We start from the raw sequence: 13,490 nt of genomic DNA on the forward strand, positions 1-13,490 counted from the left end.
CCTTTCTTTTTCCCTGCATTCCTTGGCCCCGCCGAAGTGCGGCGCAAAACTGGATCGACTTTTTTGCAGATCGGCGCAAATTTCCTCTTGCGGCCCCCCGCGCGATCCCCTAAATCCGCCTCCACCGAACCGGTAGCGCGGGCGTAGCTCAGGGGTAGAGCATTACCTTGCCAAGGTAAGGGTCGTGAGTTCGAATCTCATCGCCCGCTCCAGTTCGGACATAGCCAGGATGCGGGCGTAGCTCAGGGGTAGAGCATTACCTTGCCAAGGTAAGGGTCGTGAGTTCGAATCTCATCGCCCGCTCCAATACGAAAAGCCTCCCTTCGGGGAGGCTTTTGTCATTCTGGCCAAGGCCTTGCGCGGCGAAGTGGATGTGGCGGGCGGCCCTGCCCGGCTGACCCGGCGCCGGTATGGTGGCGCGCCCGGCCGGGCTGCCGATCAGCTCCCGAACCGCCCTGACGGCACCCGCACCGCCTCCGGTTGCCCCGCCTCCGGTTGCGGCGACGAGCAGGTCCGGCCTTCCGCCGCATGGACGCATTGGTGGCGCACATAGCATTTGGCGCAGACCTCCGGCAGATGGGCCTCGCGCTCATGGGCCTCGATGGTGCGCACCACATTGACACAGGCCGCGTGCAAATCCTCCGCCGTCAGCTCGGCCGGCAGCACGCAGCGCAGCGAGGACAGCATCATGAACAGCTCGCCATGCGCGAAGAGCATCTCCTCGGAGAGCAGCAGCGCATGCATCGAGGGGTTGTGCTGCTGGGCCGCGAGCAACAGGCTCAACCCGGTCGGCGCGCCGGGCCGGTTGCCATTCGGGAAGAGCACCGAGATCAGCAGATCCGGCGGATGGCTGCGCGCCCGGCCCATGGCGCGCTCGATCGTGGGAACCACGGTGACCTCATGGCCATCCGCGCGCATCAGGTCGCAAAATCGCGCTGTTCGCGGTGAGGGCCTGTCCATCAAGAGCACATGCATTGCGATTCCCTTCCCTGCGCACAGGAAACCAAATAACACTTAACGGATGATCAATTTTCCCGAGCCTCGCGACATCGCGCCGCAACGCGGCTTGTGCTTAACAAGCCCGCCCCGGCGCCCTATAAGGCGCTCAGAGGCAAGGAGATGACCGATGCGGACCGCCACCATCACGCGCAAGACCGCCGAGACCGAGATCTCGGTCGAGATCAACCTCGACGGCACCGGGGTCTATGACAACCAGACCGGCGTGGGCTTCTTCGACCACATGCTCGACCAGCTCGCGCGCCATTCGCTGATCGACCTGAAGATCCGCGCCACGGGCGATCTGCATATCGACGACCACCACACCGTCGAGGATACCGGCATCGCGCTCGGCCAGGCGCTGACGAAGGCGCTCGGCGACAAGCGCGGCATCCGCCGTTATGGCCATTTCGCGCTCGCCATGGATGACACGCAGGTCGCCTGCGCGCTCGATCTCTCGGGCCGGCCGTTCCTCGTCTGGAACTGCGACATGCCGACCCAGAAGATCGGCAGCTTCGACACCGAGCTCGTGCGCGAATTCTTCCAGGCGCTTTCGACCAACGGGCTGATCACGCTGCATATCGACCGGGTGCATGGCTTCAACAGCCACCACATCGCCGAGAGCGCCTTCAAGGCGGTGGCGCGCGCGCTGCGGATGGCGGTCGAGCCCGATCCGCGGATGGCGGGCGTGCTGCCCTCGACGAAAGGGGCGCTGTGATGCTCACCGCGCTCGTCGATTACGATTCGGGCAACCTGCATTCGGCGCAGAAGGCCTTCGAGCGGATGGCCCATGAGGCCGGCTCGGGCACGATCGTCGTCACCTCCGAGCCCGATGTGGTCGCGAAAGCCGACCGCATCGTGCTGCCCGGCGACGGCGCTTTCCCGGCCTGCCGCCATGCGCTCGACCGCTTCACCGGGCTCTTCGAGGCGATCGAGGAGGGCGTGCACCGTCAGGGCAAGCCCTTCCTCGGCATCTGCATCGGCATGCAGATGATGGCAAGCCGCGGGCTCGAATTCGAGCCGACCGAGGGCTTTGGCTGGATCCCCGGCGAGGTTGACCGGATCACCCCGGCGGATGCGCATCTGAAGGTGCCGCATATGGGCTGGAACGATCTCGTCCTCGATCAGCCGCACCCGGTCTTCGCGGGGCTGAAAACCGGCGATCACGCCTATTTCGTGCACAGCTACCATTTCAAGGTGGCGCGGCCCGAACACCTGCTCGCCCATGTCGATTACGCCGGGCCGATCACCGCGATCGTCGGGCGCGACAACATGGTCGGCACCCAGTTCCACCCGGAGAAAAGCCAGGCGACGGGGCTGCGGCTGATCGCCAATTTCCTCGCCTGGAAACCTTGAAAAAACGCCCCCTCGCGGGGGCGTTTTCGTCTCAGTCCGCCTTCGACCAGCTCTGCGCCTTGCACAAAAGCCCGCCCGCGACACAGCCCGAGAGCTTCATCGACTTGCCCGAAAGCGCGATCTTGCCGATGTAGATCTTGTCGTTCGAGGGCCGCCAGACCTGGCCCTCATAGGCGCCGTCGCCCTTCGGCGCCATGTCGATGACGATCTTCTTGCCGATATTGGGCGATTTGTATTCGCCCTGCTCGTTGAAGGTGCGCTGGATCGTGCCGCAGAAATTCGCGCCGCAGGGCCCGATCTTCACGAGCGCATAGGAGCCGTCGTCGGGCTGCGTCTTCCACATCCCCTCGATCGGGTCAGCGGCGGCCATCCCCGCAGTCAGCGCCAGAACGGCGGCCAGAATGGTGGTTTTCATGGTATCTCCTCCCAAAATCCCGCGCCATCAGGCCACGACGCCCGATTCCGGGCAAGATTGACGTGGCGTTGCCGCCCCGGCCTTGCCCGAGGCCTGCGCGCATGGCATGAGGCGGCAACCAAAGGAGAGCCCGATGATCCTCTACCCCGCGATCGACCTCAAGGACGGCCAATGCGTGCGCCTGCTGCATGGCGAGATGGACAAGGCCACCGTGTTCGGTGACGACCCGGCCGCGCAGGCGGCGAAATTCGAGGCCGCGGGCTGCGAATGGGTGCATCTGGTCGACCTGAACGGCGCCTTCGCGGGCGAGCCGGTGAACGCGGCGGCGGTCGAGGCAATCCTGGCGCGGATCAAGGTGCCCGCCCAGCTCGGCGGCGGCATCCGCACGATGGCGACCATCGCCACCTGGATCGAGAAGGGCCTCTCGCGGGTGATCCTCGGCACTGTGGCCGTCGAGAACCCCGCCCTCGTGCGCGAGGCGGCGCGTGAATTCCCGGGCAAGGTGGCGGTGGGCATCGATGCGCGCGGCGGGCGCGTGGCGACCAAGGGCTGGGCCGAGGAGACCGATGTGATGGTCACCGATCTGGCGCGCAGCTTCGAGGACGCGGGCGTCGCGGCGATCATCTACACCGATATCATGCGCGACGGCGCGATGACCGGCCCGAATATCGAGGCGACCGAAGCGCTCGCGCGCGCGGTGTCGATCCCTGTGATCGCCTCGGGCGGGGTCTCCTCGCTGCCCGACCTGATCGCACTGCGCGACACCGGCGTGATCTCGGGCGCGATCTCGGGCCGCGCGATCTATGACGGCGCGCTCGATCTCGGCCAGGCACTCGCCGCGCTCAAGGGCTGAGGGAGAAGGGGGCGCCGCCCCCTCGCCCGTTCCGGGCTCACCCCCGGGATATTTTCGGCAAGATGAAACCAAGCGCCATTTCATCTTGCCAAAAATATCCCGGGGTGCGGGGCAGCGCCCCGCTCGCGGCGCTTTCCTTGCGCGCCCGCAGGGGTTATGCAGACCGCAAAGGAGCCCGCCCATGCTGAAGACGCGCATCATCCCCTGCCTCGACGTGGCCGATGGCCGTGTCGTCAAAGGCGTGAATTTCGTCAACCTGATCGATGCGGGCGATCCGGTCGAGGCCGCCAAGGCCTATGACGCGGCGGGCGCGGATGAGCTCTGTTTCCTCGACATCCACGCCACCCACGAAAACCGCGGCACGATGTTCGATCTCGTCACCCGCACCGCCGAGCAATGTTTCATGCCGCTGACGGTCGGCGGCGGCGTGCGCAGCCATGAAGACGTGCGCAAGCTCCTGCTCGCCGGCGCCGACAAGGTCTCGTTCAACTCCGCCGCGGTGGCCAACCCCGATGTCGTGGCCGAGGCCGCCGACCGTTTCGGCAGCCAATGCATCGTCGTCGCGATCGACGCGAAGACCGTCGCCCCGGGCCGCTGGGAGATCTTCACCCACGGCGGGCGCAAATCCACCGGCATCGACGCGGTCGAATTCGCCCGCACGGTCGAGGCCAAGGGCGCGGGCGAGATCCTGCTGACCTCGATGGACCGCGACGGCACCCGCGCGGGCTTCAACCTCGCGCTGACCCGCGCGATTTCCGATGCCGTGGCGCTGCCGGTGATCGCCAGCGGCGGCGTCGGCACGCTCGACCACCTCGTCGAGGGCGTGACCCAGGGCGGCGCCTCGGCCGTGCTCGCCGCCTCGATCTTCCACTTCGGCGAATTCACCATCCGCGAGGCCAAGGAACACATGGCCGCCGCAGGCATCCCGGTGCGGCTGTGAGGCGCGAGCTGAGCTATCGCCCCGCCGACACGGCCACCGTGCCAACCGAGCCGCCCCCCCGCATCGCCGCCGCGAAAGGAGCCCGCCCATGACCATCCTCGCCCAGCTCGCCGCCACCATCGAGGCGCGCAAATCCGCCGACCCGGACAGCTCCTGGACCGCGAAACTGCTCTCCAAGGGCCCGGAGAAATGCGCCCAGAAATTCGGCGAGGAGGCGATCGAGGCCTGCATGGCGGTGGCCAAGGGCGACCGCGAGAACCTCGTCTACGAGGCCGCCGACGTGCTCTACCACCTGCTGGTGATGCTCGCCGCGCGCGAGGTCACGCTCGAGGAGGTGCTGGCCGAACTCGCCCGCCGCGAGGGCACCTCGGGCCTTGCCGAAAAGGCCGCCCGCGGCTGAGCCGCGACCCTGAACCGCCTTGCCAGACGCCCGCCCCGCGCGCAGACTTCGCGTGAAACGGGAGGGGAAAATGACACCGACACCCAAGGGTTACTGGATCGGCCACGTCACCGTCGACGATCCGCAGGCCTATCAGGCCTATCGCGCGGCAAATGCCGCCGCCTTCGAGAAATTCGGCGGCAAATTCCTCGTGCGCGGCGGCGCGCAAGAGGTCGTCGAGGGCGATCTGCGCCCGCGCGCGGTGGTGATCGAATTCCCCTCCCTCGCGGCCGCCCGCGCCTGCTACCTCAGCCCCGAATACCAACACGCGCTCGCGCTGCGCACACCGGTCTCGGAGGCCGATCTGTGCATCGTCGAGGGCTGGGCGGAGTGAGCGCGCCCGGCTTCTGGGTCGCCCATGTCACGATCCTCGACCCGGCGGGCTACGCCGCCTACCGCGCCGCCGCCGCCCCCGCGATCGCCGCCGCCGGCGGGCGAATCCGCGCGCTCGGCGCCCCGCAAGACACCGTCGCGGGCCAGATGCGCCCCGATACCGTGATCGTCGAATTCCCCTCCCTCGCCGCCGCCCGCGCCTGCTATTTCGGCGCGCCCTATCAAGCCACCCTCGCCGCGCGCGACGCCGCCGCCGCGGTCGATCTGACCATCCTCGAAGGCCTGCCCTTCAACGATGCCGAAATATCCCGGGGGTGAGGCCCGCATGGGCCGGGGGGGCAGCGCCCCCCGCGCCCCCTCCGCCCTTGCCACCCGCGCCCTTGCCTCCCGCGCCCTTGCCTCCCGCGCCCTTGCCTCCCGCGCCCGCGCCGCTAGAGTGAGCCCATGTTCAAAACCCTCCTCGGCCTCCTCGCCGCGCCCCACCCCGATCCGCTGACCGCCGACGACGCCGAGCTCGCGCTTGCCGCCCTTCTCGTGCGCCTCGCGCGCTCCGACGGCCGCTATGACGAGGCCGAACAGATCCGCATCGACCGCATCCTCGCTGCCCGCCGCGGGCTTGGCCCCTTCGAGGCGACCGAGCTGCGCCGCAGCGCCGAGGCGCTCGAAGAGACCGCCCCCGACACCGTGCGCTTCACCCGCGCGCTGAAGGACAAGATCGCCCATGACGACCGGATCGCGGTGATCGAGGCGATGTGGGAGGTGGCGCTCGCCGATGAGGCGCGCGCCCCCGATGAAGAGGCGATGATCCGCCTCGCGGCCAGCCTGCTGGGCATCAACGACCGCGATTCGGCCTTCGCGCGGCAACGCGTTCTCGCCCGCGAGGGCTGAGCGCCGCCGCGGCCCGCTGCCGCACCCCGGGCGAGAACGCCCGTTTTGGCGCAATCTGCCTGCCTTTTTGGCCAAGTCCGCCCCCTTCTCCCTGCGGAACCTGTCATTGCCCCGTTGCAATCGCCCCCGAAATCGCGCCAACTTGACCGAACGGACAAAGAGAAGCCCAAAAGTGACCCAGACCGCTCCCGCCTCCGCCGACGCCGCCGCAGCCTCCGCCGCGCCCGTCATCGAAATTCGCGACCTGCACAAGAGTTACGGTCCGCTCGAGGTGCTCAAGGGCGTCTCGGTGACCGCGCGCCGCGGTCAGGTGATCTCGCTGATCGGCTCCTCGGGCTCGGGGAAATCGACGCTGCTGCGCTGCTGCAACCTGCTCGAGGACAGCCAGGCGGGCGAGATCCTGTTCGAGGGCGAAGCGGTGAAATGGCAAGGCGCGGGCCTTGCGCGCCGCCCCGCCGACCGCGCCCAGGTCACCCGCTTTCGCACCAATCTCTCGATGGTCTTCCAGCAGTTCAACCTCTGGTCGCACATGTCGATCCTGCAAAACGTGATGGAGGCGCCGCTGACCGTGCTCGGCCGCCCCGTGGCGGAGGTCGAGCCGCTCGCGCGCGAGCTTCTCGCCAAGGTCGGCATCGGCGACAAGGCCGAGGCCTGGCCCGCGCAGCTCTCCGGCGGCCAGCAACAGCGCGCCGCGATCGCGCGCGCGCTGTGCATGCGCCCCGAGGCGCTGCTTTTCGACGAGCCGACCTCCGCGCTCGACCCCGAGCTGCAACAGGAGGTCGTCAAGGTCATCAAGGATCTCGCCGCCGAGCACCGCACGATGATCCTCGTCACCCATGACATGCGCCTGGCCGCCGATGTCTCCGACCATGTGATCTTCCTCCACCAAGGCAAGATCGAGGAGGAGGGCCCGCCCGAGGCGCTCTTCGGCGCGCCGAAATCCGAGCGGCTGAAACAATTCCTGTCGGCAACCCTGCCGGCGTGATCTGAAGACCAAAAACACTCTCAACAGCGGAGCTGATACCATGAAGAAGCTGATCCTGACCGCCGCGGCGCTGGCGCTGAGCGCGGGCCTTGCCTCGGCGCAGACCGTGCGCATGGGCACCGAGGGCGCCTACCCTCCCTACAACTTCATCAACGACAAGGGTGAGGTCGACGGTTTTGAGCGCGAGCTCGGCGATATCCTGTGCGAGAAGGCCGGCGTGACCTGCGAATGGGTCACCAATGAATGGGACAGCATCATCCCGAACCTGCTCTCGGGCAACTATGACACGATCATGGCCGGCATGAGCATCACCGACGAGCGCAAGGAAGTCATCGACTTCACCGAGGCCTATTATCCGCCCGCGCCCTCGGCCTATGCCGCGCTCAAACCCGATGCCGACTTGAAGGGCATCGTTGCCGCCCAGGTCGGCACCATCCAGGCCGATTTCGTCGCCAAATCGGGCGCAACGCTGCTCGAATTCCCGACGCTCGACGACACCGTCGCCGCGGTCAAGAACGGTGAGGCCGATGCGGTCTTCGCCGACAAGGACCCGCTCGCGGCCTTCGTGACCGCAGAGAGCGGCATCCAATGGGTCGGCGAGGATGTCGCGCTTGGCGGCGGCGTGGGCATGGGCCTGCGCAAAACCGATGCCGAGCTGAAGGGCAAATTCGACGCCGTGATCGCCGAGATGAAAGCCGATGGCTCGCTCAACGCGCTGATCACCAAATGGTTCGGCCCCGACGTCAAGGGCTTCTGACCCCGACGCCGTCCGACGACCTCGGGCGGGGGCCTCCGGGCGCCCGCCCCTCCCGCAAAGTTTCTCCCAGATGTTCACCCATTGCGCTGACCCATCCCAACTCGAGGGCCTGAGCTGGCTTCTGTGCTACCTGACCACGGGCAAGCAGTTCCTGTTCTACGGCTCCTTCCTGATCGTGATCGCGCTCTTGGTGGTCACCGCGCCGGTGGCGCTCCTGTTCGGCTTTGGCGGGGCGCTGGCCGCGCGCAGCCAGATCCTGCCGCTGCGGCTCTTTGGCAAGGGCTATACCTCGATGGTGCGCGGCGTGCCCGACATCATCTTCTTCCTCTTCGTGCCGGTCGCCATGGACCAGGGGCTCGAATATCTGCGCCATCTGTGGAAATGCCCGCCGAGCGATGCGCCGGTCTGGGCCAATAACGAATTCAACGTCTGCGCCGCGGCGAAGATCCCGCTCTCGACCTCGCCGCAGATCTGGCACGAGGCCTATGGCTTTGCGCTGGCGGTGGTGGCCTTCGCGGTGGTCTTCGGCGCCTTTGCCGCGAATGTGCTTTACGGCGCGATGAATGCCGTGCCCCGCGCCCAGCTCGAGACCGCCGAGGCCTATGGCATGTCGCCCGCCCAGGTGCGCCGGCGGATCCTGATCCCGCAGATGTGGACCTATGCGCTGCCCGGGCTTGCGAATCTGTGGATGATCCTGATCAAGGCGACGCCGCTCCTGTTCCTGCTCGGCATCGAGGATATCGTCTATTGGGCGCGCGAACTCGGCGCCACCAAATCGGCGATCTACGCCTATCCCCACCCCGATTGGCGCGTGTGGTATTTCCTCGTGCTGCTCGGCTTCTACCTCGGCATGACGCGGGTCTCCGAGATCCTGCTCGGCCGCCTCACGGCGCGGCTCTCGCGCGGCCAGGCCACGATGGCCGGCGAAGCGATGCGAAAGGCCGGCGCATGACCCAAAGCTGCCTCGAGATCATCTCCGATTACGGCCTGCGCTCGATCGGCATCGGCGAGCGGCTGCTGCCGCGCTCCGATTTCACGCTCTGCCATGAATTCACGCTGATCGGCTCCGGGCTGATCTGGAACCTCTATTTCGGCCTTGTCGCGATGGCGCTGGGGTTTTTCCTCGCCAATGCGCTGGCGCTGGCGAAGACCAGCCCGCGCGCGGCGCTGCGCAAACCGGCGGAATGGTTCATCTTCGTGTTCCGCGGCTCGCCGCTCTTCATCCAGTTCTTCCTGGCCTATGAGCTCCTCGTGCTGTTGCCGCGCACGGGCATCAATATTTTCGGCCTGACGATCGAGACCGCCTGGACGACGAAAGCCTGGGCGGGGGCGCTTTTTGTGCTCTTCCTCAACACCTCGGCCTATTCGGCGGAGATCTTCTACGGCGCGCTTTGTGCGGTGCCCAAAGGCGATCTCGAGGCCGCCGATGCCTATGGCTTCACCGGCTGGAAGAAGTTCCGCAAAGTGGTCTGGCCGACGACGCTGCGGCTCGCCTGGCCTGCCTATACCAACGAGGCGATCTTCCTCGTCCATGCCACGACGCTCGTCTTCTTCTCGGGCTTCCCGGCCTATCAACAAAGCGGCGACGCGCTCTATTACGCGAAATATTTCGCCGACAAGACTTACAACCCCTTCATCCCCTACCCGATCGCGGCCTTCTATTTCGTCCTGGTGACGCTGGCCCTGATCTGGCTCTTCGGGATGGTCAACCGCCGCCTGAACCGGCATCTTCCGGGCGCCCAGCGCCCCAAACTGAAGGTCAGGCCGCAAATCATCAGGTGAGGACATGGACTGGCTGAAAGATCACCCCGAGGTGCGCACGATTCGCGTCGCAGCGGCGGACCTCAACGGGGTGGCGCGGGGAAAACGCATCCCCGCACGTTTTGCGAGCAAGGTATTTACCGAAGGCACCCGCTTCCCCTTCTCGGTGCTGAACCTCGACATCTGGGGCGAGGACATCGAGGAAAGCCCTCTGGTTTTTGAATCGGGCGATTGTGACGGGCTGTTGATGCCCACCGAACGCGGCTTCATGCCGATGCCCTGGCTCGAGGCGCCGACCGCGCTTCTGCCGATCTGGATGTTCCATATGGACGGCCGCCCCTATGACGGCGACCCGCGCCAGGTTCTGGCCCGCGTGCTCGACCGCTATACCGCGCTGGGGCTGACCCCGGTCGTCGCGACCGAGCTCGAGTTCTTCCTGATCGACGATTCGGGCAAGACCCTGCGCGTGCCGCCCAGCCCCCGCTCGGGCAAGCGCCGCACCGGCGGCGAGACGCTGTCGCTCCGCGCGCTCGACGCCTTCGACAGCTATTTCACCAAGCTCTACGAGGCTTGCGAGGAAATGGATATCCCCGCCGATACCGCGATCTCCGAAGCGGGCCCGGGGCAGTTCGAGATCAACATGATGCACAGCTCGGATGCGCTGAAAGCGGCCGACGATGCCTGGCTCTTCAAGATGCTGGTCAAAGGGCTGGCGCGCAGCCACGGCTTCGCCGCCTCTTTCATGGCCAAACCCTATGACCTCTGGCCCGGCAACGGCATGCATGTGCATTTCTCGATCCTGGATCGCGATGGCAACAACATCTTCAACGATGGCTCCGAGAAGGGCTCGGATGCGCTCCGCCATGCGGTGGCGGGCTGCCTCGCGGCGCTGCCCGGCTCGACCTTGATCTTCGCGCCCCATGAGAACAGCTTCGACCGGCTGGTGCCCAATGCGCATGCGCCCACCGGCATCGGCTGGGCCTATGAGAACCGCACCGCGGCGCTGCGGATCCCCGCCTCGGGCCCGGCCGCGCGGCGGATCGAACACCGCGTCGCGGGGGGCGATGTGAACCCCTACCTCATGCTCGCCGCCGTGCTCGGCGCGGCCCTTGTCGGGCTCGAGGACAAGATGATCCCCGATGAGCCGCTCACCGGCAACGCCTATGCCCAAAGCCTGCCGCAGCTCCCCGCGACCTGGAACCTCGCGATCGAGACCTTCGCGACCTGCCCGCTGGTGCAACGGATCTTCCCCAAGGAGCTGGTCGCGAACTACCTGATGACCAAGCGCCAGGAAATCCACTACATGGCCGAGCTCTCCGACGAGGAACAGACCGAGCTCTACCTCGACACCGTCTGAGGGGGGCGCCGCCCCCCGCTGCGCTCCCCCCGGGATATTTTTGCATCATTGAAGCGCAGCTGGTTTCAACGATGCAAAAATATCCCGGGGGTGAGGCCCGCAGGGCCGAGGGGGCAGCGCCCCCTTTCCAGAGCTCGAAAATTTGATCAAATTCTTGCGGAGCCCCCTTGCCCGCCCATCGGCCCGGGTCTAGGCTTTCGTCATCCAACCCAATGAGAGCCCCATGCTGATCGGCATCCTGCAAACCGGCCAATCCCCCGATATTCTGCGGGCGGAGGCCGGCGACTACCCAGACATGTTCGCGCGCCTTCTGGCGAATCACGGCCTGACCTTCCGCACCTATCACGTCGAGGCGATGGAGTTTCCCGCCGATGTGCAGGAATGCGAGGGCTGGCTGATCACCGGCTCGCGCCATGGCGCCTATGAGGATCACCCGTTCATCAAACCGCTCGAGGCGCTGATCCGCGAGATCATCGCGGCGGGCGTGCCGCTGGTGGGGATCTGTTTTGGCCATCAGATCATCGCCCAGGCGATGGGCGGCACGGTCGAGAAATTCCCCGGCGGCTGGGCGGTCGGCGCGCAGGATTACGATTTCGGCGGCGAGACGGTGACGCTGAACGCCTGGCACCAGGACCAGGTGACCCGCCGCCCCGAGGGCGCCGAGGTGGTCGGCTGCAACGCGTTTTGCGAGAATGCCGCGCTGGTTTACGGCGACCGCGCCTTCACCGTGCAGGCCCACCCCGAATTCCCCGACAGTTTCGTCGAGGGGCTGATGAACACCCGCGGCAAGGGCGTCGTGCCCGACCCGTTGATGGAGGCCGCGCGCACCCGCCTTGGCCAGCCCAACCAATCCGCCGCGATTGCCGACCGCATCGCGGAGTTCTTCCTCAAACCGCGGAGCTGAGATGAGCCCCGCGGCTGCCCACCGCTGCCCCTGCCCCGCCTTTGGCTTTGCCGAAGGCGAGCCGCTTGCCCGGCTGATGCCCGACCCGCTTGACTGACCAAGGCCGCCTTCACCGCAACCCTTTGGAAAGTTACAGATATGTCCTCGAAACCCACCGACTGGACCGAACAACTCCCGCAAGCCGCGCGCGATTATATCGCCGGGCGCCGCCTCGATGAGGTCGAATGCATCGTCGCCGATATCGCCGGCGTTGCCCGCGGCAAGGCGATGCCCGCCTCGAAATTCGCCTTTCAGGATCGCTTCTTCCTGCCCAATTCGATCTTCTTGCAAACCATCACCGGCGAATGGGCCGACAACCCGATGGGCGCCTTCACCGAGCCCGACATGATCCTGACCCCGGATTTCTCGACCGCGACCGCCGCCCCCTGGACGGCCGATATCACGCTGCAGGTCATCCATGACGTGAACGACCAGCAGGGCAACCCGGTGCCGGTCGCGCCGCGCAACCTGCTCAAGCGGATCGTCGGGCTTTACGAGGCTGAGGGCTGGAAGCCGGTGATCGCGCCGGAGATGGAGTTCTTCCTCGTCGCGCGCAACCTCGACCCGAACCAGCCGATCATCCCGCCGATGGGCCGCTCGGGGCGGCGCGCGGCCGGCAAACAGGCCTATTCGATGTCCGCCGTCGACGAATACGGCAAGGTGATCGACGATATCTATGATTTCGCCGAGGCGCAGGGCTTCGAGATCGACGGGATCTTGCAAGAAGGCGGCGCGGGCCAGGTCGAGATCAACCTCGCCCATGGCGACCCGGTGGCGCTCGCCGATCAGATCTTCTTCTTCAAGCGGCTGATCCGCGAGGCCGCGCTGCGCCACGATTGCTTCGCCACCTTCATGGCCAAGCCGATCGAGGGCGAGCCGGGCTCGGCGATGCATATCCACCAATCGGTCATCGATGTGAAGACCGGCGCGAATATCTTCTCGGAAGCCGATGGCAGCGAGAGCATCGAGTTCATGTATGCGATCGCGGGGCTGCAAAACCACCTGCCCGCGGTGATCGCCCTGCTCGCGCCCTATGTGAACAGCTACCGCCGCTACGTCCCCGATTTCGCCGCGCCGATCAACCTCGAATGGGGCCGCGACAACCGCACGACGGGGCTGCGCGTGCCGATCTCGGGCCCCGAGGCGCGGCGGATCGAGAACCGCCTCGCGGGGATGGATTGCAACCCCTATCTCGGCCTCGCGGCCTCGCTCGCCTGCGTCTATCTGGGGCTGAAGGAACGGCGCATGCCGCGCCCCGAATGCACGGGCGATGCCTATATGAATGACACGGACCTGCCCTATAACCTGGGCGATGCGCTCGATCTGCTCTCCGATTCCGCGCCCGTGCGCGAGGTTCTGGGGATCGAGTTCTGCACCGTCTACGAGGCGGTAAAACGCAACGAATACAAGGAGTTCCTGCAGGTCATCAGCCCGTGGGAGCGCGAGCATCTGCTGCTGAATGTCTGA

General features: G+C 66.4%; 17 protein-coding genes and 2 tRNA genes. 17 read left to right on the plus strand and 2 right to left on the minus strand.

The features are described from left to right. Nucleotides 1-137 precede the first annotated feature (137 nt). Nucleotides 138-212 (plus strand) — tRNA-Gly (locus tag LPB142_RS13005). 19 nt (nucleotides 213-231) lie between these two features. Further along, a tRNA-Gly gene (locus tag LPB142_RS13010) sits at nucleotides 232-306 on the plus strand. 132 nt (nucleotides 307-438) lie between these two features. On the opposite strand, the gene LPB142_RS13015 is transcribed toward LPB142_RS13010, so the two are convergent. Beyond that, a complete protein-coding gene (locus tag LPB142_RS13015; RefSeq protein WP_156506751.1) occupies nucleotides 439-891 on the minus strand; it encodes a hypothetical protein in 453 nt (150 codons plus the stop codon). A gap of 235 nt (nucleotides 892-1,126) precedes the next feature. On the opposite strand from LPB142_RS13015, the gene hisB reads away from it, so the two are divergent. Together hisB and hisH are read left to right on the plus strand one after the other, a co-directional pair. After that, a complete protein-coding gene (hisB, locus tag LPB142_RS13020; protein WP_068764882.1) occupies nucleotides 1,127-1,714 on the plus strand; it encodes an imidazoleglycerol-phosphate dehydratase HisB in 588 nt (195 codons plus the stop codon). After that, on the plus strand, nucleotides 1,714-2,352 hold the full coding sequence (hisH, locus tag LPB142_RS13025) for an imidazole glycerol phosphate synthase subunit HisH (RefSeq protein WP_068764883.1): 639 nt from the start codon (nucleotides 1,714-1,716) through the stop codon (nucleotides 2,350-2,352). The genes hisB and hisH overlap by 1 nt, the downstream gene beginning before the upstream one ends. Nucleotides 2,353-2,383: 31 nt before the next feature. Here the strand turns inward: hisH and LPB142_RS13030 are convergent, their stop codons facing one another. Then, nucleotides 2,384-2,767 carry a DUF2147 domain-containing protein gene (locus LPB142_RS13030; RefSeq protein ID WP_068764884.1) on the minus strand — a complete coding sequence of 128 codons (384 nt, stop codon included), beginning with the start codon at nucleotides 2,765-2,767 and terminating at the stop codon, nucleotides 2,384-2,386. A 133-nt stretch (nucleotides 2,768-2,900) separates the two neighbouring features. On the opposite strand from LPB142_RS13030, the gene hisA reads away from it, so the two are divergent. The 13 genes from hisA to LPB142_RS13095 all read left to right on the plus strand — a co-directional run bounded on the left by hisA (nucleotide 2,901) and on the right by LPB142_RS13095 (nucleotide 13,490). Next, nucleotides 2,901-3,620: a 1-(5-phosphoribosyl)-5-[(5-phosphoribosylamino)methylideneamino]imidazole-4-carboxamide isomerase gene (hisA, locus tag LPB142_RS13035; RefSeq protein WP_071166631.1), complete on the plus strand. Its 720-nt coding sequence runs from the start codon at nucleotides 2,901-2,903 to the stop codon at nucleotides 3,618-3,620. Nucleotides 3,621-3,801: 181 nt separating this feature from the next. Next, nucleotides 3,802-4,560, plus strand: a complete 759-nt coding sequence (gene hisF / locus LPB142_RS13040; protein ID WP_068764886.1) for an imidazole glycerol phosphate synthase subunit HisF — start codon at nucleotides 3,802-3,804, stop codon at nucleotides 4,558-4,560. Between the two features lie 88 nt (nucleotides 4,561-4,648). Next, on the plus strand, nucleotides 4,649-4,960 hold the full coding sequence (locus LPB142_RS13045; RefSeq protein WP_068764887.1) for a phosphoribosyl-ATP diphosphatase: 312 nt from the start codon (nucleotides 4,649-4,651) through the stop codon (nucleotides 4,958-4,960). Nucleotides 4,961-5,030: 70 nt separating this feature from the next. Next, nucleotides 5,031-5,333 (plus strand): DUF1330 domain-containing protein, encoded by a 303-nt coding sequence (locus LPB142_RS13050; protein WP_071166632.1) that lies wholly within the window; start codon nucleotides 5,031-5,033, stop codon nucleotides 5,331-5,333. Continuing rightward, the gene (locus tag LPB142_RS13055) at nucleotides 5,330-5,650 is read left to right on the plus strand and encodes a DUF1330 domain-containing protein (protein ID WP_068764889.1); all 321 of its coding nucleotides are present in this window, start codon (nucleotides 5,330-5,332) and stop codon (nucleotides 5,648-5,650) included. Before LPB142_RS13050 ends, LPB142_RS13055 begins: the two co-directional genes overlap by 4 nt. A gap of 126 nt (nucleotides 5,651-5,776) precedes the next feature. Then, entirely contained in the window at nucleotides 5,777-6,220 is a 444-nt protein-coding gene (locus LPB142_RS13060) for a tellurite resistance TerB family protein (protein ID WP_071166633.1), read from the plus strand. A gap of 172 nt (nucleotides 6,221-6,392) precedes the next feature. Further along, on the plus strand, nucleotides 6,393-7,205 hold the full coding sequence (locus LPB142_RS13065) for an ABC transporter ATP-binding protein (RefSeq protein ID WP_071166634.1): 813 nt from the start codon (nucleotides 6,393-6,395) through the stop codon (nucleotides 7,203-7,205). Between the two features lie 40 nt (nucleotides 7,206-7,245). Then, on the plus strand, nucleotides 7,246-7,962 hold the full coding sequence (locus LPB142_RS13070) for a transporter substrate-binding domain-containing protein (protein WP_068764892.1): 717 nt from the start codon (nucleotides 7,246-7,248) through the stop codon (nucleotides 7,960-7,962). Nucleotides 7,963-8,032: 70 nt separating this feature from the next. Further along, complete coding sequence (locus LPB142_RS13075; RefSeq protein ID WP_071166635.1) at nucleotides 8,033-8,914, plus strand: ABC transporter permease; 882 nt, start codon at nucleotides 8,033-8,035, stop codon at nucleotides 8,912-8,914. Beyond that, nucleotides 8,911-9,744, plus strand: a complete 834-nt coding sequence (locus tag LPB142_RS13080) for an ABC transporter permease (RefSeq protein ID WP_071166636.1) — start codon at nucleotides 8,911-8,913, stop codon at nucleotides 9,742-9,744. The genes LPB142_RS13075 and LPB142_RS13080 overlap by 4 nt, the downstream gene beginning before the upstream one ends. 4 nt (nucleotides 9,745-9,748) lie before the next feature. Then, a complete protein-coding gene (locus LPB142_RS13085) occupies nucleotides 9,749-11,080 on the plus strand; it encodes a glutamine synthetase family protein (protein ID WP_071166637.1) in 1,332 nt (443 codons plus the stop codon). A 223-nt stretch (nucleotides 11,081-11,303) separates the two neighbouring features. Beyond that, nucleotides 11,304-11,984, plus strand: coding sequence for a type 1 glutamine amidotransferase (locus tag LPB142_RS13090; protein ID WP_068764896.1), 681 nt, complete (start codon nucleotides 11,304-11,306; stop codon nucleotides 11,982-11,984). 138 nt (nucleotides 11,985-12,122) lie between these two features. Continuing rightward, a complete protein-coding gene (locus LPB142_RS13095; protein WP_071166638.1) occupies nucleotides 12,123-13,490 on the plus strand; it encodes a glutamine synthetase family protein in 1,368 nt (455 codons plus the stop codon).

It is taken from the genome of Rhodobacter xanthinilyticus (assembly GCF_001856665.1).
In the GTDB taxonomy this organism is placed as follows: domain Bacteria; phylum Pseudomonadota; class Alphaproteobacteria; order Rhodobacterales; family Rhodobacteraceae; genus Rhodobacter; species Rhodobacter xanthinilyticus.